The organism is Anaerobacillus alkalidiazotrophicus (genome assembly GCF_001866055.1).
In genome coordinates this window covers 25733-49954 of record NZ_MLQS01000032.1, presented here as the reverse complement: position 1 = coordinate 49954, position 24222 = coordinate 25733, and the positions used below count along the sequence as shown (strand labels likewise).

Below are 24222 nucleotides of genomic sequence, written 5' to 3'. Positions count from 1 at the left end.
CACACTCAAGAAACTTATATGTATGTTATCTAGTTTTGAAAGAATGATTTCTTTCAATTAAATAATATCTAGTGGCGATAGCGAAGAGGTCACACTCGTTCCCATGCCGAAGTTTTGAAAGAATGATTTCTTTCAATTAAATAATATCTAGTGGCGATAGCGAAGAGGTCACACTCGTTCCCATGCCGAACACGATCGTTAAGCTCTTTTGCGCCGATGGTAGTTAGGGGCTTCCCCTTGTGAGAGTAGGACGTTGCTAGGTAAAATGAAAAACACATTCCGATGGGATGTGTTTTTTTGTGTTTTCGGAAATCGAATATTTGCGTTAAGTGGTGCTGCATCTGCGTTTGCTAGTATCGCTCCGATGAAGGCTTCCTCGATGCAAAGCAGCATGTAGTAAATTCAAAGAAGCAACTCATGAAGTGATTGAAATTAGTAGCTTTTCTGCGTCTAAGAGTGTCGCTTCTCAGTGTGTTTCCTCAAAGCAAAGCCACATGGTTAGAAAAGTCATGGATTACACGTATCAAATCAAAACGGAGCAAAAGAAAAATGGGAACGTAATTTCTCAAATACGTACCCAAAATCAGTGCATTAAAAAAAGGTTTTGGTTGAACCCAAAATGACGTTTTGAAAAATATAGTTAACATCAATAATAAGAGTGAGTTTCATGATTACTTAAATGGAGCTAGAAGTCTAAATGTTGTTGGAAACAGTATTCACCTAAGAACGTTTAGTATCAGAGTAGCGAAAATAAACAATTATGAAATTCATTAAATAAAATACTATATTATGAATTTTCATTACTTTGCTTAATCTCCTTTTCACTAAACATTTCGTTAACCTCTTCTAATTGTTTATGCTGATCAACGGAATCGCCTGCATAGAAAGGAGTTGAGTGGAAAATATTTTTTGAATTTAGATCGCTCCGTATAGTAACTTCTTCTTTAGCTAGATAATTTTCTCTTTCTTTGTTACTCATATATAAAACCTCCCATAAATTAGTACGCTATAGTTATTCCCTATCCTTTAACTATTACTTAAACAATGGTAAAATTCTAAATAATATAATTTTTAAAAATGAAATTTTTGAACAGTTAATTGGAGGCATAAAAATGACATTTAAGTTTAATACGAAAACCGTTCATTTTCAAAAGAAAATGGAAGAAATGAATGTAAGTAAAGCACAACCGATTTATCAAACATCTGCGTTCTCTTTTAAAGATTTAGATGATATGGAAGATTTTTATAGAGGAAATAAAGAATATTTATATACAAGATACAGTAATCCAAATACTGATGACTTAGGTCAGGGAGTAGCGCAATTAGAAGGGGCACCTAAAGGTTTAGCTACTTCATCTGGCATGTCTGCGATTTTAGCAGGGATATTAGCGGTGGTTAGTCACGGTGACCATATTATTGCCTCTGAAGATATTTATGGTGGTACGTATCAACTTTTTGCAAATGAATTAAAAGAGTTTGGTATTGAAGTTTCTTTTATTTCTATGCATAATTCTGTTGAGATTGAGAATGCTATTAAAGGAAACACAAAACTGTTATATTCTGAATCCATTACAAACCCACTTTTAAGAGTGGAGGATATGACATCTATTGTTTCTATTGCAAAAAGGAATAATTTAAAGACAATGATAGATAATACATTTGCAACACCTTTTTTAATTAAACCATTTGAATTAGGTGTAGATTTAGTTGTTCATAGTGCGACTAAATATATTGGTGGTCATAGTGATGTGACTGCAGGGGTATTAGTAGGAAAAGAAGAAATAATCGCTAAAGCTAAATCAAAGGTTGCCAATTTAGGTTGTAACCTAAGTCCTTTTGAAGGATGGTTAGCTTGTAGAGGCTTGAAAACTTTAGCTGTTAGAATGGAACGCCAAGTAAAAAATGCACAAGCCCTAGCTGATTTTTTACGAAATAACAGATTTATTGAAAAAGTTTATTATCCGCAATCAGTTTCTCCTAATGGAAATGGAGCTATTGTTACAATTGATCTTGGTGAACATTGTGATTTACACCTATTTTTTAAATCTTTACAATGGATAAAAATAGTGCCTACTTTAGCCGGAGTTGAATCTTCAGTTACTTACCCACTCGGGACGTCACATCGTTCAGTTCCAGATGCCATTAGACAAAAGTTAGGAATTACGAAAGGTTTAATCAGAGTTTCGTTGGGAATTGAGGATTCTGCCGATATTATTAACGCTTTTGCAGAAGCTATAGAAAAATCTAGAGTATAATTTGCATTAAGGTTATTAATATGTTAATGTATACATGTTAGCGATAAACATCTGCATACGCAGATGTATTATCGCAAGATGGAGGACATTGAGTTAGCTTCGAAGGATAAGTACCGCAGTTCGACGCAGATTACATCAAAGAAATACTATTAGAGGAAGAAACAGTTATCATGTTCTGATCAGGTACGAAACTAAATATTTTATTATTATCGCGGGGTGGAGCAGTCTGGTAGCTCGTCGGGCTCATAACCCGAAGGTCGTAGGTTCAAATCCTGCCCCCGCAACCAAAAATTATTTCACTTCAATTTAAGTAGACACAATTACGCAAGATCATATGGCTTGCGTTTTTATTAATTTTAAGCAAAGTAATGCTAAACTTCTACTATAATATCTCCAGTACTACTAGGTTTTTTACAAAAAATAAGATACACTACTATATGAACAACCTTAGGAAAATACCTAAGGTTTTTTACACATTTCAATGGACAATTTTAAAAATTTATTTCAAATAGGTGTGAAACAACTTGTTACGTGATGAATTTGATTTTATTACTAAAATAAAGCCTAAAATAGCTCATCAACCCTCGTTAAAAAAAGGCATCGGTGATGATGCAGCTGTTTTTGAAGGTAATAGCATGTTTGATGAGCTTATATGTATGGATACAATGGTAGAAGGTGTTCATTTTACTAAAGAAACGATGGCACCTTTTATGATTGGATATAAAGCTCTTGCGGTAAATATTAGTGATATTGCTGCGATGGGTGGAGTGCCGACGTATTACCTTGTTTCAATTGCCATTCCTAATGATTGGGATGAAAAAGAACTCAAAGAAATTTATGAAGGAATGAAATCTTTAGGAGATAAGTATTCGGTCGATTTGATTGGTGGTGATACTGTTTCTTCTAAACAAGGACTCATCATCACAGTTACTGTATGTGGCAAAATACAAAAAGAATCTAGTCTATACAGAAGTAACGCATCTCCAGGAGATTTCGTTTTCCTTATTGGAGAAGTAGGTGGTTCTGCAGCTGGTTTGGAGCTTTTACTAAAACACGGGTTACATTATCCTTATTCAAATCAAGAAAAGCAGTTAATAGAAGCACACCAATATCCAATTCCACAAATTGAGGCAGGAAAGTTGCTAGCTTCTAGTAAGCAAAGGATATCATTAAATGATATTAGTGATGGACTTGCTAGTGAAGCTAATGAAATTGCAGAAGCAAGTAATGTTACGTTATATATTGACTATGATAAAATACCTCGCAATTCATTTATAGAGACGTATTCTGAAGAAAAGCAAAAGCAGTGGATTCTTTTTGGTGGTGAGGATTATCAGCTTATAGGAACAATACCTAAGGCTTTTTATTCAGAAATTAATCAAACGTTTAATCAAAACGGTATACAGTTCACTATTATAGGTGAGGTAAGTTCAGGGGATGCCGAAGTTTATTTAATAAATAATCATGCTAAACAAATCTTGCCTAAAAAAGGCTTTAATCATTTTAATAAAGGTGAATAACATGGATAACTTTACGATATATACATCTTCTCCAGAAGAAACAATGGAATTTGCAGAGAAGTTAGGTAGACTAATTCAAGCAGGTGCAGTTATTACCCTTGAAGGGGATTTAGGTGCTGGGAAAACTCACTTTACAAAGGGTTTAGCGAAAGGACTAGAAGTAAAAAGAACAGTGAATAGCCCGACATTTACAATTATTAAAGAGTATAAAGGAAGATTGCCTCTCTATCATATGGATGTTTATAGAGTTAGTGATGGTGATGAGGATTTAGGGTTTGATGAATATTTCTATGGTGAGGGTGTTTCTGTTATTGAATGGTCTAGCCTAATCGAAGAACAGCTTCCAGCAGAACGCCTCGATATTCAGATATTTCATCAAGGAGACCAAGAACGGAGAATAGTACTAAGCCCAATTGGTGAAAGGTATAATCTATTATGTAAGGAGCTATTGAATAAATGAAAGCATTAGCCATTGATACGTCTACTTTTGTGTTGGGTGTTGCATTAGTAGATGGAGATAAAGTGCTAGGAGAATTAACTACTAACCTAAAAAAGAACCATTCTCTTCGTTTGATGCCTGCAATTCATTCGATCATGAACGATGCAGGAGTTTCTCCTAAAGAATTAAATCGAATTGTGGTTGCTGAAGGTCCTGGTTCGTATACAGGAGTTAGAATTGGTGTTACAACAGCTAAAACATTAGCTTGGACGTTAGGAATACCACTGATAGGTGTGTCTAGCCTAGAAGTTTTGGCCCAAAATGGTCGCCACTTTAACGGAGTTGTTTCACCAATTTTTGATGCAAGAAGAGGTCAAGTTTATACAGGGCTTTATGGAGTAAAAAACAAGGTGTATACGAAAATCGTGGATGATCAAATCTGTCTTTTAGAGGATTGGGTAACATTATTAAATGAGAAGTATGAGAATGTTCTTTTTTTAGGGAATGATATTCCAATACATAAACATATAATGGAAGAAGAGTTAGGAAATAAGGTTCAATTTGGTTTATTAAGTGATCATAATTCAAGACCAAGTGAATTGGCGAGATTAGGATTATTGAGAGAACCAAATGGCCATATACATGATTTTACACCTAACTATATTCGATTAGCAGAAGCTGAGGTAAATTGGTTAAAGGAACAAAAAAATAATAGTTAACAAGGTAGTTGTCTTATGGGAGAAAATTATAAAATACGCTATATGTTACTTGAAGATATAGATGATGTATTAAAAGTTGAGCAGAATTCTTTTGCGACACCTTGGAGCCGTACGGCCTTCGTTAATGAGCTCGTTAGTAATAAATTTGCTCATTATCTTGTCCTAGTGAGAAATGAAAAAACCATTGGATATTGTGGAGTTTGGGTAATTGTTGATGAAGCGCATATCACAAACATTGCTATACATTCTGATTTTCGAGGCCTTAAGCTGGGAGAACAGTTACTTGTACATGCAATCGAACTTTCTCGTACACTAGGAGCAACAAAGGTAACGTTAGAAGTAAGAGTATCCAATCATGTTGCACAAAGACTTTATGCTAAACTTGGGTTTCAACCAGGGGGAATTAGAAAAAATTATTATACAGATAATCAAGAGGATGCTCTTGTCATGTGGGTGGTATTATAATGAGCGATAAAATAATCTTAGCTATTGAAACAAGCTGTGATGAAACAGCAGCAGCGGTTATAAAGAACGGTACTGAAATTTTATCAAATGTAGTTGCTTCTCAAATTGAAAGTCATAAACGCTTTGGTGGTGTTGTCCCTGAGATAGCATCCAGGCATCACGTTGAGCAAATTACAATCATAATCGAAGAAGCCATGAAAGAAGCGAATAAAACTTTTGAGGACTTATCGGCCATAGCTGTAACAGAAGGACCGGGGTTAGTAGGCGCTTTATTAATAGGGGTAAATGCGGCAAAAGCACTAGCATTTGCTCATGATTTACCGCTTATAGGGGTTCACCATATTGCTGGTCATATTTATGCCAATCAATTAATTACTAACTTTAAATTTCCACTTATGACATTGGTGGTTTCTGGTGGACATACAGAATTAGTCTATATGAAGGAACATGGTCATTTTGAAGTTATTGGAGAAACTAGAGATGATGCTGTTGGTGAAGCTTATGATAAAGTAGCAAGAACATTAAGCTTACCTTATCCTGGTGGACCACACATTGACCGCCTTGCAGCTGAAGGCACTCCAACAATAGATTTGCCTAGAGCATGGTTAGAGCCTGACTCATATGATTTTAGTTTCAGTGGATTAAAATCAGCAGTGATTAACACATTACATAATGCAAAGCAGCGTGGGATTGAGATTTCAAACGAGGATTTAGCTGCTAGCTTTCAGGAAAGTGTAATTGAAGTACTTGTGGAAAAGGCGAAAAGAGCAGCAGTTGAATATCGTGTTGAGCAATTTTTGCTTGCTGGTGGAGTTGCAGCAAATAAAGGGTTAAGAAAGAAGTTAACGGAGGAATTTGATCAGTTAGGGATTGAGTTGATTATCCCCCCTTTATACTTATGCACAGATAATGCAGCAATGATTGGAGCGGCTGCTTTTAATCATTTAGAAAAGAAACAATTTGCGAATTATGAACTAAATGGTGACCCAGGATTGGATTTAGAAAGAGAGTATTAATATAAAGGGACTGCCCGATTGAAGTAGCAGGTTCAGGTTTGAGAGGGAAAGAGTGAATTCACAAGATAAAGCGGAGAATTTCGCATTCAAATCCCATACAGAAACGCACAGATATATCTGTGCGTTTTTTATCCTGTGAATTTCTCTGCTAACGGACACGGGATACCTTATTTTACCGAATTGATCAAATATTTGGAGCTATCGGACATGAGGTACGTTATTTCATGAAAATCCGCTATATTTGGTGCTAAATTAAGTATATAACGAACCTGATGTCCGTTATCCCTTATAAAAACCCTTTTGTTCACAAATAACGGCTCTCTTGTCCGATAGAGTTAATTATAATCAACTAATTCGGATTTATTCTTCGATATTTACTTGTATTAACTTTTATATTCTTGAATTACTGGGATACAAATATATGGTATCAAGTGACTAACATTTGTTGTTCAAATAAAGGATGCTTTAGTGCAATAATCCATCTACTTCTTTCAAATTAAAACTTTATAAAATGGAGAAAGTAAATGAAGTTATTTTTACATAGAAGTCAATAGAGAACGTAGGTACTTATTAACAACTCTCTTGTGGATAATGTGGATAAGTAGTAAAAAGCGTATAAAATTAGGCTAAAAACATGTTAATAACATTATTGGGGATAAAATCAGTATTTATGTTAATAAGTTTCTTGAAACCTTTTGTTAATCATGTTTATTATGTGGATAAAGTTGTTGATAATGTGGATAGATCATAAAATTAGTACTGTAATTAATTGAGGGAGTAGAATGAATACAAAATTTAAAAGTTGTTTTGCGTATCTTATCTTATTTTTGTTGTTAATAAGTTGTGAAAAGGTTTATTCAGCAGAAGAAATAGAAAAAAATTTAGTATTAGTATTAGTTCCAGATTTGTCATTTCAAGAAGTGAAATGGCTAAAAGAAAAAGGGCAATTTCCGCAGTTGTGGAAAACTGGTGGAATGGCTGCAATGAATGTCCGTCCTGATGGACCATATTCATATTTAAATAATACTGTAAGTTTAAGTGCTGGTGTACGTGGCCTAGGTATAGAAGGTTGGAATGCCTATTCAAAAGGAGAATTCGATAATGGAACATTAGTAGAGGAACGTTATCAACAATGGACTGGAAAACTTGTTGATGAGGGCATTATTTTTCATCCGTATTTACATAAGCTTGTGGATAAAAATAAAGAAACGACCTATCGAGCGGATATAGGGATTTTAGGACAAACATTAAAGGAAAATAGTGTCCATAGTTATGTTATTGGAAACAGTGATTATAATGAAGAGAAAATTCGTTACGGTCCTCTTCTAACAATGGACCAAGAAGGTTTAACAAAAGGCTTATTAGATGCAACTAGAAAAAGTCCAGGATCAGCAGCAGGTGTTGTAATGGATGTCGATAAAATATTTGCCTACTTATCCACATTTAATGATCAATCGTCCTTTTTTGTGATTGAATGGGGAGATTTATACCGTTTATATAAGCAAAAAGATGTTATGACAGATGAGTATTTTTCAAAACAGTATGAATTAACATTATTAAATTTAGAGTTGTTTATGTATCAGCTTTTAAGTGGTCACTATACTGATAACCTTATGATGGTATCACCAATGGTTCATAATGATGCCTATCAGGATAAAGAACGGTTAGCTCCGTTTTTTTATTGGCAAGGTTCTTTAGGGGAGCATATCTTTCATATTTACTCTAGTACAACTAGGCAACCATTTATCATTAGTAATTTTGATCTTGTCCCGACGTTACTCAATTCTTTTCATATAGATCATTCAAATGATTTTTTGGGTAAGCCACTACATATTAAAGAGGTAAATGAATCATTATTGGAAAGAGGTCTCAAAAGTATTGATTTAATGTTTGTTATTTTTAAAACTAGAAATGTTGTTCTGTCTAGTTACATAACCATACTTGTACTCTTATTAATTTTGGTTAGTGTTATTATTTTTTTGAAAGATCAAAAGGAAGGGTGGAAACAGACTGCAAAAGTCTTACTTGTAAGTGGTATTAGCTCACCGTTATGGTTATTACTAACACCATACGCTCTAAATTATATTCAAGCTAATATTTACTTATTGTTATTAACTTTATTGAGTTTCTTAACAGGCTATGTATTAGTCAGATATGTTTCCAACCCTATTTTTGCTATAAGTGTCACTTTATTTGTAGCGATAACAGTTGACTTGTTTTTAGGACATTATTTTATGCAAAGATCATATTTAGGCTATGATCCAATCATTGGAGCTCGATATTATGGGATTGGGAATGAGTACGCGGGAATTTATTTAATTTCTAGTATCCTTCTTTTAGAAAATCCTTTGTTTAGAAAGTGGTTTTTGTTATTGTTTATTAGTTTAGGACAGATCTTTGTTTTAAGCTTCACAAATCTAGGAGCTAATGCGGGGGCAACGATAGCAACAGCGGTTATGTTTGGTTTTTTTTATTATCGATTTTACGTTACTAATTTTCAGTGGAGAAAACTACTGATTATTTTTAGTGTCTTAGTTCCAGTTGTTATAGCGATCCTATTTTTTGCCCAATTAAATGGAAAAGAGTCTCACATTGGATATGCTTTTTCAAAATTATTTCAAGGAGACGTGCTTTATATCACTGATACGATTAAAAGAAAACTAGAGATGAACTGGAAGATTTTTCGCTTTAGTAATTGGACGCAGTTATTTGTAACAACATATTTTTTAATTGCTTTGTATTTATGGAGAGGGAAGAAAATTGTAAGGAATGAAGTGAAAAAGTTGATAATACAAACAGGGGTGGTAGCGTCGCTCGCTTTATTAGTATTTAATGATTCAGGAGTTGTTGCAGCTGCTACATCAATGTTTATCATTGTTTGTACAAGTTATTATTGGGCTTTGGAAAATTAAGAATTTAATACTATGAAGGTGTAGGGAGAGCCTCTCCCTACACCAATTTAATTAAATATTAACCTTCTAACTCGCTCCATTCATCCATTAAAGTATCAAGCTCATTTTTTAAGTCGTCGATTTCACTATTCAGTTGACTAACACGTGTGTGGTCTTGGTATACTTCAGGATCGCAAAGCTCTTCTTCTTTCTTGGCTATAGAAAGCTCTAATTTTTCGATTAACTGTTCGATTTCCTCAAGTCGGCGTAAGCGTTGGCGTTCTTTACGTTTTGCTTCTTTATCTTGAAGAAAGTTTTGCTTTGTTAGTTGTTCTTCATTTAAAACGACCTTTTCCAACTCTGTTTCTTTGAGTTGCTGACGTTCTAAGTTTTCTTGTTTTTTTGCAATATAGTAATCGTAGTCTCCGATATAGTCAATTAATCCATCCTTAGTCATTTCTACAACCCGTGTTGCCATACGATTAACGAAGTAACGGTCATGAGATACGAATAAAATAGTTCCAGGATAGTCTAGTAAAGAGTCTTCTAGTATTTCCTTACTATCTAAATCAAGGTGGTTTGTCGGTTCATCCAAAATAAGAAAATTTGCTTTTTGCATCATAAGTTTTGCTAATGCTAACCGTGCTTTTTCACCACCACTTAAATCAGAAACAATTTTTAAGACGTCATCTCCACTAAATAGGAAGTTACCAAGTATAGTACGAATTTCTTTCTCAGGTGTTAAAGGATAATCGTCCCAAAGTTCGTGTAAGACTTGTTTATTTGAAGAAAGTTTTGCTTGTTCTTGATCATAATAACCAATATTCACATTACTACCGTATTTGAACGTTCCAGTTAAAGGTTCTAATTGTTTTGTTATTATTTTTAATAATGTTGATTTTCCGATTCCGTTCGGGCCAAGTAGAGCAATACTTTCGGTTCTGTTAATAGATAGGTTAAGATTTTCAAATAAAGGGTTTGAACTAGAATACCCACCAGAAAGTTGTTCAGTTTGTAATACATCATTTCCAGTTTGCTTTTCGATATTAAAAGAAAAACGGGCAGATTTTTCGTCGCCTTGAGGCCGATCAAGAACATGCATTTTTTCTAACTGCTTTCGTCTACTTTGAGCTCTTTTGGTCGTAGAGGCTCTGGCGATATTTTTTTGAATGAATGTTTGTAGCTTCTCGATCTGTTCTTGTTGTTTTTCAAATTGTCTCAATTCGACTTCATAACGTTTCGCTTTTTCATCTAAATAATGGCTGTAGTTACCGACAAATTTTGTTGCTCTTGTTCGCGAGATTTCGTAAACAATGTTTGCGACTTTATCTAAGAAATAGCGATCGTGAGAAACAATTAATATGGCTCGATCATAATGAAGTAAGTATTGTTCAAGCCAAGATAGAGTTTCTAAATCTAAGTGGTTGGTAGGTTCGTCTAAGATAAGTAAATCTGGACGTGTTAATAATAGTTTACCTAAAGCCAATCTTGTTTTTTGACCTCCACTTAATGTAGAAATCTTTGTAGAATAATCTTTATCTGAAAAATGAAGTCCTGATAATATTCCGCGAATATCAGCTTCGTATTTGTAGCCGCCCTTTTCTTTAAAACTTTCAGAAAGAATATCATAGTCCTTTAATAATTTTTCATAGTTTTTTTCATTGTTAGTTTGAGACGGGTCTGCCATCTTTGCTTCTAAGTCTCGTAATTCTTTTTCCATTTTCATAAGCGGCTCAAATACAGTAAGCATCTCGTCCCAAATTGAACGACTAGATTCTAGGCCTGTATCTTGTGCTAAATATCCTACTGTCACGCCTTTGGGTATAATGACTTCTCCAGAGTTATAGGATAATTTTCCAGCAATTATTTTAAGTAGAGTAGACTTGCCAGCACCGTTTCGACCAACAATAGCTACTCGATCTCTTAATTGGACTTCTAATTTTATATTCGATAATATAGGTTCTGCACCAAACGTTTTTGTCAATTGAACACATTGTAAAAGTATCATTTTTCATCATCCTAACATGTAGTAGCTAGTATCACTTATATTAGTTTACCGTAATCAAATATGCTCAAGCAAGAAAACTTCTGACACTGGTCAAATCTTAATCAAACTGATTTGAACTTAAGGGTCATAGACCCCCACCTCTAAGCGTAGCGTAGGTGGGAACTTCCATTCAGGTGGAGTTGAGACTCCATCTGAATTTCCGATGTTCTAGCGAAGCTAGAACGAGTTCTCTAAAAGAACTATGGTAACTAACATTTAAATACGAAGCGAATGATAAATGAAAGTAATTAAATTGTAATATTATCTTTCCTAGTTATAAGATAAGAATAGATACAAATTTCACAAAATAGTGTACAATGTAGTTGTAATGAATAGAAAGGGGACATTTGATATGTCATCGTTTACTCATTTTAATGAACAAGGCCGTGCCAAAATGGTTGATATTTCTGAGAAAAAAGAGACGGTTAGAACTGCTATAGCTAAAACAAGTATCATCTTATGTGAAAATATTCACAAAAAAATCCTAGAAGGTTCAATTGGTAAAGGGGATGTTTTGGGTGTAGCACAAGTAGCAGGAGTAATGGCTGCTAAAAGAACAGCTGACTGGATTCCAATGTGTCATCCACTAGCATTAAGTGGGGTTGATATTACTTTTGATTGGTCAATAAAAGATGATCAATATATACTAAATATTTTTGTTGAAGTAAAAACAAAAGGGAGTACGGGAGTAGAGATGGAAGCGTTAACTGCTGCTTCTGCAGTAGCTTTAACCGTATATGACATGTGTAAAGCTATCGATAAAGGAATGGTAATTGGCCAAACCTACCTATTAGAAAAAACAGGTGGGAAAAGTGGAGACTTTAAAAGAGAACTAATAGAATAGTCTTAATTCAATAGCAATAATTTAACAAAATATTCAACTTACGTTATAGTAATAATAGATGAAGTAAATTGGTTATTTATCACTAACCATTAAAAGAGAAAAATAGGTTATTTATATTAAAAATAAGTTTGGATAAAATAAATATATTTTATCTGTACCAAATATATTGGAAAAGGTCAGGAGTTAAGTTTACTAGTATGTTTTGTCTGAGACAATATACAAATAACGATTTTTCGTTAGAGGAAAGAACGTATGTGAATATATTCCCATAGGTTTTAATTATTACCTTTATTCAAAATTAAAGGTACAGGTTGGAGGCGTGATTATGAATATTGATCAAGGGAAAATACCTCAAGCTACTGCAAAACGATTACCTTTATACTATCGTTTTTTGGAGAACTTACAAGCATCTGGTAAGCACCGCGTATCATCTACAGAATTAAGTGAAGCAGTTAAGGTAGATTCAGCAACAATTAGAAGAGATTTTTCCTATTTCGGAGCGTTAGGGAAAAAAGGCTATGGATATAATGTTAATTATCTACTGTCGTTTTTTAGAAAAACATTAGACCAAGATGAGATAACGAAAGTAACATTAATAGGTGTTGGTAATTTAGGTACAGCTTTCTTACACTATAATTTCTCTAAAAATAATAGCACAAAAATTGAAATGGCATTTGATGTTCAGGAAGATAAGGTAGGGACTGAGGTAGGGAATGTTCCAATTCATCATTTAGATGATTTAGAAAAAATTCTTGACCCAGATGTTACGGTCGCTATTTTAACGGTACCTTCCTCGGTAGCCCAGAAGGTAGCTGACCGTCTTGTTGATTGTGGTATTAAAGGAATTCTGAACTTTACACCAGCAAGATTATCAGTACCGAAAAACGTAAGAGTCCATCACATTGATTTATCCGTAGAGCTTCAGTCATTAATTTATTTTTTAAAACATTATCCAATGTAACAATGTAGGTTATCACTTATTTAAAGGTGATAATCTTTTTTATCCCACTCTTTAGGGGCAGTAAGACCCCCACTGATTGAAGTTCAGCTTTATACTTTAAGTTTAACTTCGCTTAAGGATTATAGTATAAGAAACTAAGGCGTGCACTTAGGATAATAATTTTCATGTACCTTGATGTTAGGTTTTACAACGATGGACACATCACTTGTTGTTATTTTTGTATTAATGGCAATGAGAGGAGTAGGTCAAGGTTTATCAACGATGCCAGCAACAACGGCAGGAATGAACGCCATTCCAGATCAATTTGTTTCAAGAGGTTCATAGCGATAATTTTCTAAGTGCTTTTATTATATCTATTTTTAAAAATTGTGTTATGATAGAAAAAAGAATATTTTTTTTCACAGCTACGGGAGCCTAGAAGACTAGGCTGAGAAGATGACTGATCTGTCACAGACCGTTAACCTGATCTGGATCATGCCAGCGGAGGGAAGACTGTATTTGTAATGTTTATTTACATGTCTTTAAAGGCCGCATCTGTATGATGGGGTCTTTTTCATTGTTCTATTTGAAATCAAAAAGATCAGTACGCAACATAGCTATTGGATGGGTTTAAAAAGTAATTGAAACAATCACTAGAATGAAAACTTAGGAGGAGAAATTATGGCAAAAGATCTATTAACTATCGGTGGTGTTGAATTAAAAAGTCGTCTTTTAATTGGGACAGGAAAATTTAGCGATGACTCTATAATCCCTGAGGTAATTAATTCTTCGGAATCTCAAGTAATTACAGTTGCAATGCGACGTGTCGATTTTACTACGAGTCAAGAAAATATTATGAAACATATTCCAAAAGATATGATTCTTTTACCTAATACATCTGGAGCAAGAACAGCTGAAGAAGCTGTGCGAATTGCAAGACTTGCTCGTGCAGCTGGAATGGGTAATTGGATAAAAATTGAGGTCATATCTGATCAAAAATATTTACTCCCAGATAATTATGAAACAATTAAAGCAACAGAAGTTTTGGCAAACGAAGGTTTTATCGTACTACCATATATGAGTCCGGATTTAATGGTAGCCAAAAAGCTAGAAGAAGTAGGGGCTGCAGCAGTAATGCCATTAGGGGCTCCGATTGGAACAAATAGAGGATTAAAGACGAAAGAGCTCATTCAAATACTAATTGATGAATGTAAAAAACCAGTGATTGTTGATGCAGGTATTGGAAAGCCTTCTCAAGCATGTGAAGCTATGGAACTTGGTGCGGATGCAGTCTTAGTTAACACAGCAATCGCAACTGCTGGAGATCCTGCTGCAATGGGTGAAGCATTTAAATCAGCTGTACACTCAGGGCGACTAGCTTACTTGTCTGGTGTAGGTGGAGTGACTACACATGCAAGGGCATCATCTCCGTTAACAGGATTTTTACAAATGTAGAAATATTCAAAAAGAATCCTCCTTGGCATTATAAAGTATGTTTCCATTTTATTTGAAATAAGAAAGGAGCTTTTTTGTGAGTTTTTATTATGAGTACGAAAAGTTAAAGGAATTGCCTTTTGAACAATATTTTCAGCGTATTACAGAAATGGATGTAAAGAGGGCTTTGCAAAAGAGGAGATTAAATTTTGAAGATTTGCTTGCACTTTTATCGCCAGCTGCAGAGAATTGTCTAGAGGAGATGGCACAGAAATCACACGAATTAACCGTTCAGCATTTTGGAAAAACAATTTTACTCTTTAATCCAATTTATATTGCTGATCACTGTGTCAATCTTTGTACGTATTGTAGCTTTAGTGTTACAAATAAATTTGAGCGCAAGAAACTTTCGATGGAAGAAATTGAAGTGGAAGCACAAGCGTTAGCAAAATTAGGGTTGAAACACATTCTGATTTTAACAGGTGAATCGAAAACTCATACACCAGTAACGTATATTGCCGAAGCTGTAAAGGTGTTGAAGAAGTACTTTTCTTCTGTTGCAATCGAGATTAATCCACTTGATACAGAGGAATATAAACTATTAGTAGATGCCGGTATTGATGGTTTAACAGTATATCAAGAAGTTTATAATGAAGAGGTTTATAAATCTCTTCATATAAAAGGTCCAAAACGTGATTATCGTTATCGTATGGATACACCAGAACGAGGCTGCGATGCGGGGATTCGCCAGATTAATATTGGTGCTTTACTTGGGTTAGATGATTGGCGTAAAGAAGCATTTTTTGCAGCGATGCACGCGAATTATTTACAGACTAAATATCTTGATGCAGAGATTAGCCTCTCATTACCTAGAATGCGTCCGCATATCGGTGAGTTCCAACCCCCTTCAATTGTTGAAGATCGTCACCTTGTTCAGGCAATAACTGCGTTTCGGTTGTTTTTACCGAGATCAGGGATTACTCTTTCAACTAGAGAACCACAACAATTGCGTGATAATCTTATTTATTTAGGTGTAACAAAAATGTCTGCTGGAGCAAGTACGGAAGTTGGTGGTTATTCAAATTGTAATTCAGGTACAGCGCAATTTGAGATATCCGATGAGCGCTCATTAGATGAAATTAAAGAGATGATTAAATCTAAAGGTTATCAACCTGTTTTAAAAGATTGGGAATTAATTGTTTAAAACATGATTGTAAGAACATTTACGTAGGAAAAAATTGTACGTGATAGAAGTTTTGCCATAAGAATAAAAAAACGGGCCGAGGCCCGTTTTTTATTCTTTATTTTTTCTTTTTACTCTCTTTTTGAATGTGAAGTATCTGTAAGAAACCATGAAATCATAAGCTGCAAGAGCCATTAGGGCAATTGTGAAGAAGTCCCATTGACCAGTTCTTGTATTTTGTTGAATAGCAAAATATACAAACAGACATCCCATGAAAAAATATATTATTCCCCAAACATATGGTGATCTCATTTAATAAAGTCCTCCAATAAAGCCTTGCATTTCCTCAAGTTTTCTTTGAAGTTCGACTAGTCTATCCCCGAAAACAACTTGAACAAGCATAACAAAGCTATTTAATGCAACGTGCGCCATGATCGGCACGATAATTCTTTTCGTTTTAACATAAAGGAAGGCAAATACAATCCCCATCGATGTATAAACTAGTAAATGCTCAAAATCAAGGTGGACGGCTGCAAATATGACGGAGCTAATAATGGCAGCTATCCAGAAATTATATCGTTTATAAAGTGTCCCAAAAATAATCATCCTGAAAATAATTTCTTCTAAAATAGGACCGATAACAGCTACTACGATAATTAAAGCTGGTGTAGCTTTTGCTAATTCAACAATCATTTCGGTATTTTCAGATCCTGGTTCGATCCCGAATACGCCAATTTCTATAAGAACTGCAATATATTGGGCTATGAAGGCCATGAAAATACCAGCGATTGACCATACAATTGCTTCACTTTTTGAGCTTCTATTTCGTGTTAAGTGTCGCTCTGTCATATCTTGTCTTAACAAAAGCAAAATTAATACAAAACCAAGAGAAAAACTAAATAAAGTCCAAATACCTGGGATTTGTCTCTCGTCCATCCCCATGAGCATTAAAATAGGAACACCGATAAAAGCAGATAACTGCATTAGAATATAGGTTAATATCACTAACCAGTAACGTTTTGTCAAACCAAAAACTCCTTTTTACATAATGTGAAATGTAGAAATGAAAAAATTTTATTGGGAAATTTTCTATCGTACAACTTGATAACAACACTATTAGGCTTAGAATACAAACTAACCTTCTATAAAATGTTCGTTCATTCAAAATCTACATTCATATATTGTAACATAGAATTATAAAATCTATTGTGTAGTAACTTTTAAGAAATATAATCACTACAGTATAAATATACTCTAAAACGTCAAAAGTAATGAAGGATAATTTTTCAAGCCTATCAACAAGTATAGTTTAGTAATAGTTTTAAGTGAGAAGGATTTTATCAACATTAAGGAGAAATGAATGTAATGCTCTAAACCGTATACGAGTGCACGCATATACTGGTTTTGTCGACAAATTTCGGTTAAAAAAAAACCAAGTTTTTCTAAAAAAAATCTGAAAAATACTTGCAAAATAGAATTGAAATGATTATTATAATAATTGTGTTAGCACTCAAGTGTAACGAGTGCTAATAATGAATTCAAAAAAATAAAGTTGAATGAAGGAGGTTGTTTTCCTTGTTAAAGCCATTAGGTGATCGTATTGTGATCGAACAAGTTGAAACTGAAGAAAAAACTGCTAGTGGGATCGTACTTCCAGATACAGCAAAAGAAAAGCCACAAGAAGGGCGTATAGTTGCTGTTGGTTCTGGACGCATTTTAGAGAGTGGTGAGCGCGTAGCTTTAGAAGTAAAAGAAGGCGACAAAGTAATTTTCTCTAAATATGCTGGTACTGAAGTGAAACTTGATGGTAAAGAATACTTAATCCTTCGTGAAAACGACGTATTAGCCATCGTAAACTAATCACTTGTACTTATGGTATAAATTGAGTACATGCTATAAAAATCAAGAAAAATTTCGTAGGGGTAGTCCTACTACATAGAAAACTAGGAGGTTGACAAAACAATGGCAAAAGAAATTAAATTTAGCGAAGACGCACGTCGCGCAATGCTTCGTGGTGTTGATGCTTTAGCTGATGCTGTAAAAGTAACATTAGGACCAAAAGGACGTAATGTTGTATTAGAAAAGAAATTCGGTTCACCTCTTATTACTAATGACGGTGTAACAATCGCTAAAGAAATTGAACTTGAAGATGCTTTTGAAAACATGGGTGCTAAGTTAGTTGCTGAAGTTGCTAGCAAAACAAACGATATTGCTGGTGACGGTACAACTACTGCAACTGTTTTAGCTCAAGCTATGATCCGTGAAGGATTAAAGAACGTAACAAGCGGTGCAAACCCAATGGTACTTCGTAAAGGTATTGAAAAAGCTACTGTTAAAGCTGTTCAAGAGCTTCAAGCAATTTCAAAGCCAATCGAAAGTAAAGCTTCAATTGCACAAGTTGCTGCAATCTCTTCTGCTGATGAAGAAGTAGGACAATTAATTGCAGAAGCTATGGAGCGTGTTGGTAACGATGGTGTTATCACAATTGAGGAATCTAAAGGATTCACAACTGAGTTAGAAGTTGTAGAAGGTATGCAATTCGACCGTGGATATGCTTCTCCTTATATGGTTACTGACTCAGATAAAATGGAAGCAGTTCTAGATAATCCATACATTCTTATCACAGATAAGAAAATTGCAAGCATTCAAGAAATCTTACCAGTTCTTGAGCAAGTTGTTCAACAAGGTAAGCCAATCCTTTTAATTGCTGAAGATGTTGAAGGTGAAGCGTTAGCTACTTTAGTTGTTAACAAACTTCGTGGTACTTTCAATGCTGTAGCTGTTAAAGCTCCAGGATTTGGTGACCGTCGTAAAGCAATGCTTGAAGATATCGCTATCCTAACTGGTGGAGAATTAATTACAGAAGAATTAGGATTAGATCTTAAGTCTGCTAACATTACTCAATTAGGCCGTGCTTCTAAAGTTGTTGTAACAAAAGAAAACACAACAATCGTTGAAGGTTCTGGTGATTCTGCTAAAATTGCAGCTCGTGTAAGCCAAATTAAAGCTCAAGTAGAAGAAACTACTTCTGAATTTGATAAAGAAAAACTTCAAGAGCGCCTAGCGAAATTAGCTGGCGGTGTAGCAGTTGTTAAAGTTGGTGCAGCTACTGAAACTGAGTTAAAAGAGAAAAAACTTCGTATTGAAGATGCTCTAAACTCTACTCGTGCAGCAGTAGAAGAAGGTATCGTTTCTGGTGGTGGTACAGCACTAGTAAACGTAATCAACGCTGTAAAAACAATTCAAGCTGAAGGCGATGAACTAACAGGTGTAAACCTTGTATTACGTGCTCTTGAAGAGCCAGTTCGTCAAATCGCTCACAATGCTGGACTTGAAGGTTCAGTAATCGTTGAACGCTTAAAGAATGAAAAAGCAGGAATTGGTTTCAATGCAGCAACTGGTCAGTGGGTAAACATGATCGAAGCTGGTATCGTTGACCCAACTAAAGTTACTCGTTCAGCTCTACAAAACGCAGCAAGCGTATCTGCTATGTTCTTAACAACAGAAGCAGTAATCGCTGATAAGCCTGAAGAAGGCGGCGGCGGCATGCCAGATATGGGCGGAATGGGCGGAATGGGTGGAATGGGCGGCATGATGTAATAAGCCCCTCAAACCCTTGGTATAAAAGGATTTGTTAGTAAGGTGAGAGTGGTTTGCTAACATTTTGCTAACATTGAGGATATTAACGGAGGCTTCTCATCAGTTCACCGAACTTTTGAGAGGCTTCTTTTTTCATTTCTTGTGTTACGTGGAGGTACACATTTTTTGTAATTTGGTCATCTGTATGACCGAGCCGATCCATGATTTGTTCGAGTGAGACACGGGCTTCAGCAAGAAGTGACGTATGTGTGTGTCGCAAAGAGTGCGGTGTTAACTCTTCATTTAGGTTAGCGATGGTAAGCAGCCTTTTCATACGGTCTCGAACGTTTTTTATCACAATAGGATAACCGAACTGTCGCTCCATCTTTGCAAAGATAAAGTCTTTATTGTAGTAGTCGTCACCTAGTCGCTTTATTACTTGATTCTGAACGTCTTTGTGGTCTTTTAAAGCTTGAATAACTTCTTCATCTATGACAACTTTCCGCCTAGACTTTCGGGTTTTAGGTGGGACCAATTGATACTCCACGGTATTATTATTTGGATTATAATACGTTTTGGTTATGCTTATCGTTTGGTTTATAAAGTCTATATCCCTCCATTTGAGAGCAACTAACTCTCCGACTCTTATTCCTGTATAGGCTAGGATTAAAAACGCCAAATAATCATGTTCAAGCCCATGTTGTTTAGCTGTTTCTAAAAACAAGGCAAGTTCTTCTTTTTCAAGGTAATTTGGAACTTCCTCTTCTTCAAGTTGTTCAATCGTTTTCTTGTCTTTTTTAACGTAAGCAAATTCAGTCGGATCCTTCTTAATAAGCTCCAGTTCTAAAGCTTTTCGAAAAATCATTCTTCCTGTTCGGTTGATCCCCTCCCTTGTACTATCAGATAACCCTTGATCTTTTAAATCATTGAGAGCATCTTGATACATTTTTCTTGTGATGTCTTTTAATTTTAATTGAGCAAAATAGGGTAACAATTTTCCGATTTCATGGAGGCGAACTCGAATGGTTCCCGGCTTTACATCTTTTGATTCACTGTAGATCGGTAGCCATTCATTTGCAAACTCGCTAAAGGTTTTATCTGTTTCTTCTAAATATGTTCCTTGGTTTACTTCATGAATTAGAGCTGCGGCAGCCTCTTCAGCTTCCTGCTTAGTAGTAAAGCCGCTTTTTACCTTTTGTTTTCTTTTTCCGGTGATTGGATCTAATCCAATATCGATGGTGTAAGCCCACTTTGAACCACAAGTGCATTTTTTCTTTTTGCACTTACAGCCTCTTCTGTAAAAATGTCATTTCATAGGCATCCTCGCTTTCTAAATATTATTTGTTGCAATTGTACATTATTTCCAAAATCAGAATAATAATTCATGACATTAATTCAGGAAAATGCGGATTAAAGATTATTTTATAAATGGTGTAAGTGGTATATAAGGGTAATTATTAATGATGATTTATTCACTTCGAGATTCTGTTGACTGTTGAGGGAAGGGGGTGCTACAAGCTTTGTACGTAGATTGCTTTGAAGATAAAATGGTTAATGAACAGTAGAAGGATACTATTCAATAGAAAATGATCTACCACAATTGGGCGCGATTGCGGAAAACCATAAGCCTCATTCCTCGGTAAAAATAAGAAGGATTAGATTTTTCACTTCAAAATCCTTGACGTTTTTCTATTGGTAAACACGTTGACAGCAAGTGGTAAAATTTCGTAGCATCTGCTGGTAAAAAACATATCAGAGATGGTACATTCTTGTGGCTGTAATCAATTCATTTTCAGTGATACGTAATAAGTATACTTTATAACGATAACCATCATAATCTTTACTAAAAAAGTACAGTGTACCTCTTATGCCAATCTGAAACAATCTGAAAAAAGTACAGTGTACCCTTTATGCTAGATTGGATGTATTAACAACAGAAATACCTTATCTACCTAGATAGTACTGAAGGTAGTAATTGTTCTCCTCGTTTTGTTGTTCCGCCTATTTTGTAATAACATAATCCAGTAACCATTTAAACAATCAAAAAAGTCCTACAAGGCTGCTGTAAGGCACAAAACAATATTAAGTTTCAAATAAATTAAGATAAGTATAATTCCCCATCCATACATTTCTGCATATTCTTTCTTGAATTTTTAAGTGCTTTATAGTTCATTCGATATTTTGAGGTGTAAGCGAAATATGGGTGAGAGTTCGCTCTATTTATTTGTACCTTTCAGCTTTTCCCATTCGTATAATAAGAAAACTAAACTTTTTGACTAAGGATAGATAAACTGATGAATAGAATTTGCGTAAAAGTCCCTAAGGTATATGACTGGGTTACAAAAGAATCTGAATTTAATACTTGTTTAAGCCTTATAGAATGCTGTACGATTACTGACCAAATCTGCTGTGATTTTATGTTAGAATGCTCGTCTGACTTAAACAGCCTATGGGTAGATAATAGTGGCAATATCCCACGTTCTGGGACAATCACTGTTTCCTTTGACGAAGGATGTGGGGATACGCTTGATGTATTTATTAACGGCAGTTTGGCTTTTTCAGTTGGAAAAGGTCAAACACGGTCGCAAACCGTTGCATTTGTACGTTCCTTAGAAGTGAGATGTCCCAATGGAATAGGGTTTTGTAAAGGGAAATACTCTTTAAGTATTCATCATAAATTTGAAAAAATTTCCCTTCCTGATCCAGTAGATAGCTTGGAGTGTTACCTAGCAGATCCATGTGGAAACAGAATCAGCCCTTTCTCACCTGATTCGATTGATTGTATTGAAATTCCTCAAGAAAACGGAAGACGGAATAAAAAAATTTTAACGCCAAACGGTGACATGGTTACCCTTCAAAAAGTCAAATTACTCAAAAAAGGGTGTATAGGAGTCGAATTTAAGAGACATGGACAATTATGCAAAAAATTAGTGCCCTTCGAATTCACAGAAGATTTACTTTTATGCGCTCCAGAGGGAACAAGAATTGAATGCGAAATCATTGCTTTTGATTGCACAGCAATAATTCAAACAAATGATTCGTGCGCTCGGATCGAGGTTTTTATCAATGTTTGTCAAAGTATACAAAGTGAAGCAGACGTTATCATTTCTTTAGAAGGAGAATTTTGCAAGCCTAGACTAGGTTTAAATTCTGAATGTTGAGTTTATCCAGTTCCTAATGTGAATTAATTATCAGTAAAATAATTAAGAAGTTTAAAATATGTGATAACAAATGAGCCATATCGGGTTTTGGATAACCTATTTTCTCTAATAAATGTGGGGATATGTCCAAACCAAAAAAGCCATTAAACATACTATGGCTATGAAGTAAAATTAAATATTTAGGAGGGTCAATAATGGCTCAATTAGGAAAGTGTTTTCCAACTACATTATGTTGTGTAAATGATGCAGTTTGCTGTGACATAAGTGTGACTGTAGGTACAGGTCCAGTTGATTTATACACTAATTCTACAAACTTTCCAGTTAATGGTACATTCATGGTGGATAACAGTAACTCTTCTACTGGAAATGTAACATTAACCGATGGCACAAATGCAATTGACGTTGCTCCAGGGACATGTCAAGCAATTACGTATAGCGACATTAATAATGGTGAAAGTATTACATGGCAAACTACAGCCGCAGCGGACTTTAAGGTTTCTTTCTCTATAAATTACAAATTCTAGTTAAAAAGGATGCATAGTTGCATCCTTTTTTATTTTTGTCTAAACATACAAACAAGCCGGAAAGATCCTACATAAAATAATAAAAATCAGTTACAAGGTGGTGACATTTTATTATGGCGCAACTTTCTTCGTGCTGCTGCAATTGTCCTTCCATTTCCCCACAACCTGTATTTGGATCCTTATTTGGATCTAATGGAGCTTTTACTGCTACAAATAATACTAATTTAATTTTCCCTACCGCAGGTCCAACTTCTGGAATGGTGGCTGCTCCTGCTCCTACTAATAGTATTACAATACAATCCTTTGGTGTATATGAAATTAGTTTTTCTTTAACCAGCTCAACTAATTCTACCATTTCTGGTGTAGAGTATTATATTTATATTAATGGAGTGCAATTAAGTGTTTCCCTGATCTCCTTTGTAGATCAACTTGATACAGTTGCTCCACGAAATCCAGGTGGAAAAACTATTTTAACAACTTTGAATCCTAATGATGATATAACCGTTAGATCAATTGTTCTTACAGGAACTAGCACTTACATCAACCCAACTTTAGTTGTGAAAAAAATTAGCTAATTGAGTCCGGGGGGACGGTTCGAGACCAGTGAAAAAGTCACAATAGACACAAATTTTAAGTCGAAATCAATATGTTTGTTCTTATTGTATGAAATCAATAAAAAAACAGAAGAATGTGCCGAAACCCTTGATATATTAGGATTTCAGCACAAATAAACCCCCTTAAATGGTATAATGTAAGTACGACCAAACAAAACCATAAGGGGGGTTATTCTATGCTTCGACGTGAGCCAAAGCAAATGAGCTTTCACTCTGAATTATACAATAAAATACCAGAAAATCATATATTAAGAAGGCCGAGGGGACGGTCCCTCCGGCTCTTATATCAACGGAGTGCTAATATTGAAGACGAGTGTCAATTAAAACAGTAGAGACTTTACTGCACAGTACAACGATACTATTCAATATAATATGGAAATAAAGGTAAACGTTAAACAGTCTACAGTAATTAATAACACTTTGCCAATGCTATCCAATAAAAAACGGTAAAACCTGGATATTACATACTTTTCGCACACATAGTAAAAATATTAGTTTTTCATCAATTTTGAAGTTAGGGCGTTCTCGTAATGTCAATTTTCATTAGATTTACTGTTAAATAAGTGCTTTCTTGGCTAAACTAGAGTTAAA

At 34.9% G+C, this 24222-nt stretch carries 24 protein-coding genes, 1 tRNA gene, 1 rRNA gene and 1 riboswitch; of the genes, 21 read left to right on the top strand and 5 right to left on the bottom strand.

What is annotated here, in order from left to right:
- The first annotated feature begins 146 nt into the window (after positions 1-146).
- A 5S ribosomal RNA gene (rrf, locus tag BKP45_RS20905) occupies positions 147-262 on the top strand.
- A gap of 3 nt (positions 263-265) precedes the next feature.
- Positions 266-397, top strand: a complete 132-nt coding sequence (locus BKP45_RS23435) for a hypothetical protein (RefSeq protein ID WP_281243190.1) — start codon at positions 266-268, stop codon at positions 395-397.
- Positions 398-787: 390 nt separating this feature from the next.
- Here BKP45_RS23435 and BKP45_RS20900 read toward each other — a convergent pair whose 3' ends face one another.
- Positions 788-979: a hypothetical protein gene (locus BKP45_RS20900; protein WP_071391090.1), complete on the bottom strand. Its 192-nt coding sequence runs from the start codon at positions 977-979 to the stop codon at positions 788-790.
- A gap of 133 nt (positions 980-1112) precedes the next feature.
- Between BKP45_RS20900 and BKP45_RS20895 the strand changes: the two genes are divergently transcribed.
- From BKP45_RS20895 to BKP45_RS20860, 8 genes are all read left to right on the top strand, one after another.
- The gene (locus BKP45_RS20895) at positions 1113-2255 is read left to right on the top strand and encodes a trans-sulfuration enzyme family protein (protein WP_071391089.1); all 1143 of its coding nucleotides are present in this window, start codon (positions 1113-1115) and stop codon (positions 2253-2255) included.
- A gap of 210 nt (positions 2256-2465) precedes the next feature.
- Positions 2466-2542: transfer RNA gene (locus BKP45_RS20890), tRNA-Met, on the top strand.
- 237 nt (positions 2543-2779) lie between these two features.
- The gene (gene thiL, locus BKP45_RS20885) at positions 2780-3775 is read left to right on the top strand and encodes a thiamine-phosphate kinase (protein WP_071391088.1); all 996 of its coding nucleotides are present in this window, start codon (positions 2780-2782) and stop codon (positions 3773-3775) included.
- 1 nt (position 3776) lies between these two features.
- Complete coding sequence (gene tsaE / locus BKP45_RS20880; RefSeq protein ID WP_071391087.1) at positions 3777-4235, top strand: tRNA (adenosine(37)-N6)-threonylcarbamoyltransferase complex ATPase subunit type 1 TsaE; 459 nt, start codon at positions 3777-3779, stop codon at positions 4233-4235.
- Positions 4232-4933, top strand: coding sequence for a tRNA (adenosine(37)-N6)-threonylcarbamoyltransferase complex dimerization subunit type 1 TsaB (gene tsaB, locus BKP45_RS20875; RefSeq protein ID WP_071391086.1), 702 nt, complete (start codon positions 4232-4234; stop codon positions 4931-4933). The genes tsaE and tsaB overlap by 4 nt, the downstream gene beginning before the upstream one ends.
- 15 nt (positions 4934-4948) lie before the next feature.
- The gene (gene rimI, locus BKP45_RS20870) at positions 4949-5398 is read left to right on the top strand and encodes a ribosomal protein S18-alanine N-acetyltransferase (RefSeq protein ID WP_071391085.1); all 450 of its coding nucleotides are present in this window, start codon (positions 4949-4951) and stop codon (positions 5396-5398) included.
- A complete protein-coding gene (gene tsaD / locus BKP45_RS20865) occupies positions 5398-6414 on the top strand; it encodes a tRNA (adenosine(37)-N6)-threonylcarbamoyltransferase complex transferase subunit TsaD (protein WP_071391084.1) in 1017 nt (338 codons plus the stop codon). Before rimI ends, tsaD begins: the two co-directional genes overlap by 1 nt.
- A 782-nt stretch (positions 6415-7196) precedes the next feature.
- Complete coding sequence (locus tag BKP45_RS20860) at positions 7197-9326, top strand: hypothetical protein (protein ID WP_071391083.1); 2130 nt, start codon at positions 7197-7199, stop codon at positions 9324-9326.
- A gap of 58 nt (positions 9327-9384) precedes the next feature.
- On the opposite strand, the gene abc-f is transcribed toward BKP45_RS20860, so the two are convergent.
- Positions 9385-11313 carry a ribosomal protection-like ABC-F family protein gene (gene abc-f, locus BKP45_RS20855; RefSeq protein WP_071391082.1) on the bottom strand — a complete coding sequence of 643 codons (1929 nt, stop codon included), beginning with the start codon at positions 11311-11313 and terminating at the stop codon, positions 9385-9387.
- A gap of 391 nt (positions 11314-11704) precedes the next feature.
- On the opposite strand from abc-f, the gene moaC reads away from it, so the two are divergent.
- The 5 genes from moaC (at position 11705) to thiH (ending at position 15774) form a co-directional block, all read left to right on the top strand.
- The gene (moaC, locus tag BKP45_RS20850) at positions 11705-12196 is read left to right on the top strand and encodes a cyclic pyranopterin monophosphate synthase MoaC (protein ID WP_071391081.1); all 492 of its coding nucleotides are present in this window, start codon (positions 11705-11707) and stop codon (positions 12194-12196) included.
- Positions 12197-12527: 331 nt separating this feature from the next.
- Complete coding sequence (locus BKP45_RS20845; protein WP_071391094.1) at positions 12528-13157, top strand: redox-sensing transcriptional repressor Rex; 630 nt, start codon at positions 12528-12530, stop codon at positions 13155-13157.
- A 192-nt stretch (positions 13158-13349) separates the two neighbouring features.
- The gene (locus BKP45_RS23175) at positions 13350-13481 is read left to right on the top strand and encodes a multidrug efflux MFS transporter (RefSeq protein WP_139193881.1); all 132 of its coding nucleotides are present in this window, start codon (positions 13350-13352) and stop codon (positions 13479-13481) included.
- A gap of 72 nt (positions 13482-13553) precedes the next feature.
- A riboswitch (TPP riboswitch) is annotated at positions 13554-13664 on the top strand.
- 153 nt (positions 13665-13817) lie between these two features.
- On the top strand, positions 13818-14591 hold the full coding sequence (locus BKP45_RS20840; RefSeq protein WP_071391080.1) for a thiazole synthase: 774 nt from the start codon (positions 13818-13820) through the stop codon (positions 14589-14591).
- Positions 14592-14667: 76 nt separating this feature from the next.
- Complete coding sequence (gene thiH, locus BKP45_RS20835) at positions 14668-15774, top strand: 2-iminoacetate synthase ThiH (RefSeq protein WP_071391079.1); 1107 nt, start codon at positions 14668-14670, stop codon at positions 15772-15774.
- A 90-nt stretch (positions 15775-15864) separates the two neighbouring features.
- Here thiH and BKP45_RS20830 read toward each other — a convergent pair whose 3' ends face one another.
- Both BKP45_RS20830 and BKP45_RS20825 read right to left on the bottom strand, forming a co-directional pair.
- Positions 15865-16065: a YdiK family protein gene (locus tag BKP45_RS20830; RefSeq protein ID WP_071391078.1), complete on the bottom strand. Its 201-nt coding sequence runs from the start codon at positions 16063-16065 to the stop codon at positions 15865-15867.
- A complete protein-coding gene (locus BKP45_RS20825; RefSeq protein ID WP_071310599.1) occupies positions 16066-16779 on the bottom strand; it encodes a CPBP family intramembrane glutamic endopeptidase in 714 nt (237 codons plus the stop codon). It lies immediately after the preceding gene.
- A 549-nt stretch (positions 16780-17328) separates the two neighbouring features.
- Between BKP45_RS20825 and groES the strand changes: the two genes are divergently transcribed.
- Both groES and groL read left to right on the top strand, forming a co-directional pair.
- On the top strand, positions 17329-17613 hold the full coding sequence (gene groES / locus BKP45_RS20820) for a co-chaperone GroES (RefSeq protein WP_071391077.1): 285 nt from the start codon (positions 17329-17331) through the stop codon (positions 17611-17613).
- Between the two features lie 102 nt (positions 17614-17715).
- Positions 17716-19353 (top strand): chaperonin GroEL, encoded by a 1638-nt coding sequence (gene groL, locus BKP45_RS20815; protein WP_071391076.1) that lies wholly within the window; start codon positions 17716-17718, stop codon positions 19351-19353.
- An 82-nt stretch (positions 19354-19435) separates the two neighbouring features.
- Here the strand turns inward: groL and BKP45_RS20810 are convergent, their stop codons facing one another.
- Positions 19436-20569 carry a tyrosine-type recombinase/integrase gene (locus tag BKP45_RS20810; protein ID WP_071391075.1) on the bottom strand — a complete coding sequence of 378 codons (1134 nt, stop codon included), beginning with the start codon at positions 20567-20569 and terminating at the stop codon, positions 19436-19438.
- Positions 20570-21626: 1057 nt separating this feature from the next.
- On the opposite strand from BKP45_RS20810, the gene BKP45_RS20805 reads away from it, so the two are divergent.
- From BKP45_RS20805 to BKP45_RS22750, 4 genes are all read left to right on the top strand, one after another.
- Positions 21627-22493, top strand: a complete 867-nt coding sequence (locus tag BKP45_RS20805; RefSeq protein WP_071391074.1) for a BMQ_0737 family morphogenetic spore coat protein — start codon at positions 21627-21629, stop codon at positions 22491-22493.
- A gap of 194 nt (positions 22494-22687) precedes the next feature.
- The gene (locus tag BKP45_RS20800) at positions 22688-23017 is read left to right on the top strand and encodes an S-Ena type endospore appendage (protein ID WP_071391073.1); all 330 of its coding nucleotides are present in this window, start codon (positions 22688-22690) and stop codon (positions 23015-23017) included.
- 113 nt (positions 23018-23130) lie between these two features.
- Positions 23131-23592, top strand: a complete 462-nt coding sequence (locus BKP45_RS22755; protein ID WP_071391072.1) for a hypothetical protein — start codon at positions 23131-23133, stop codon at positions 23590-23592.
- 215 nt (positions 23593-23807) lie between these two features.
- The gene (locus tag BKP45_RS22750) at positions 23808-23963 is read left to right on the top strand and encodes a hypothetical protein (RefSeq protein WP_169824148.1); all 156 of its coding nucleotides are present in this window, start codon (positions 23808-23810) and stop codon (positions 23961-23963) included.
- Positions 23964-24222: the final 259 nt, after the last annotated feature.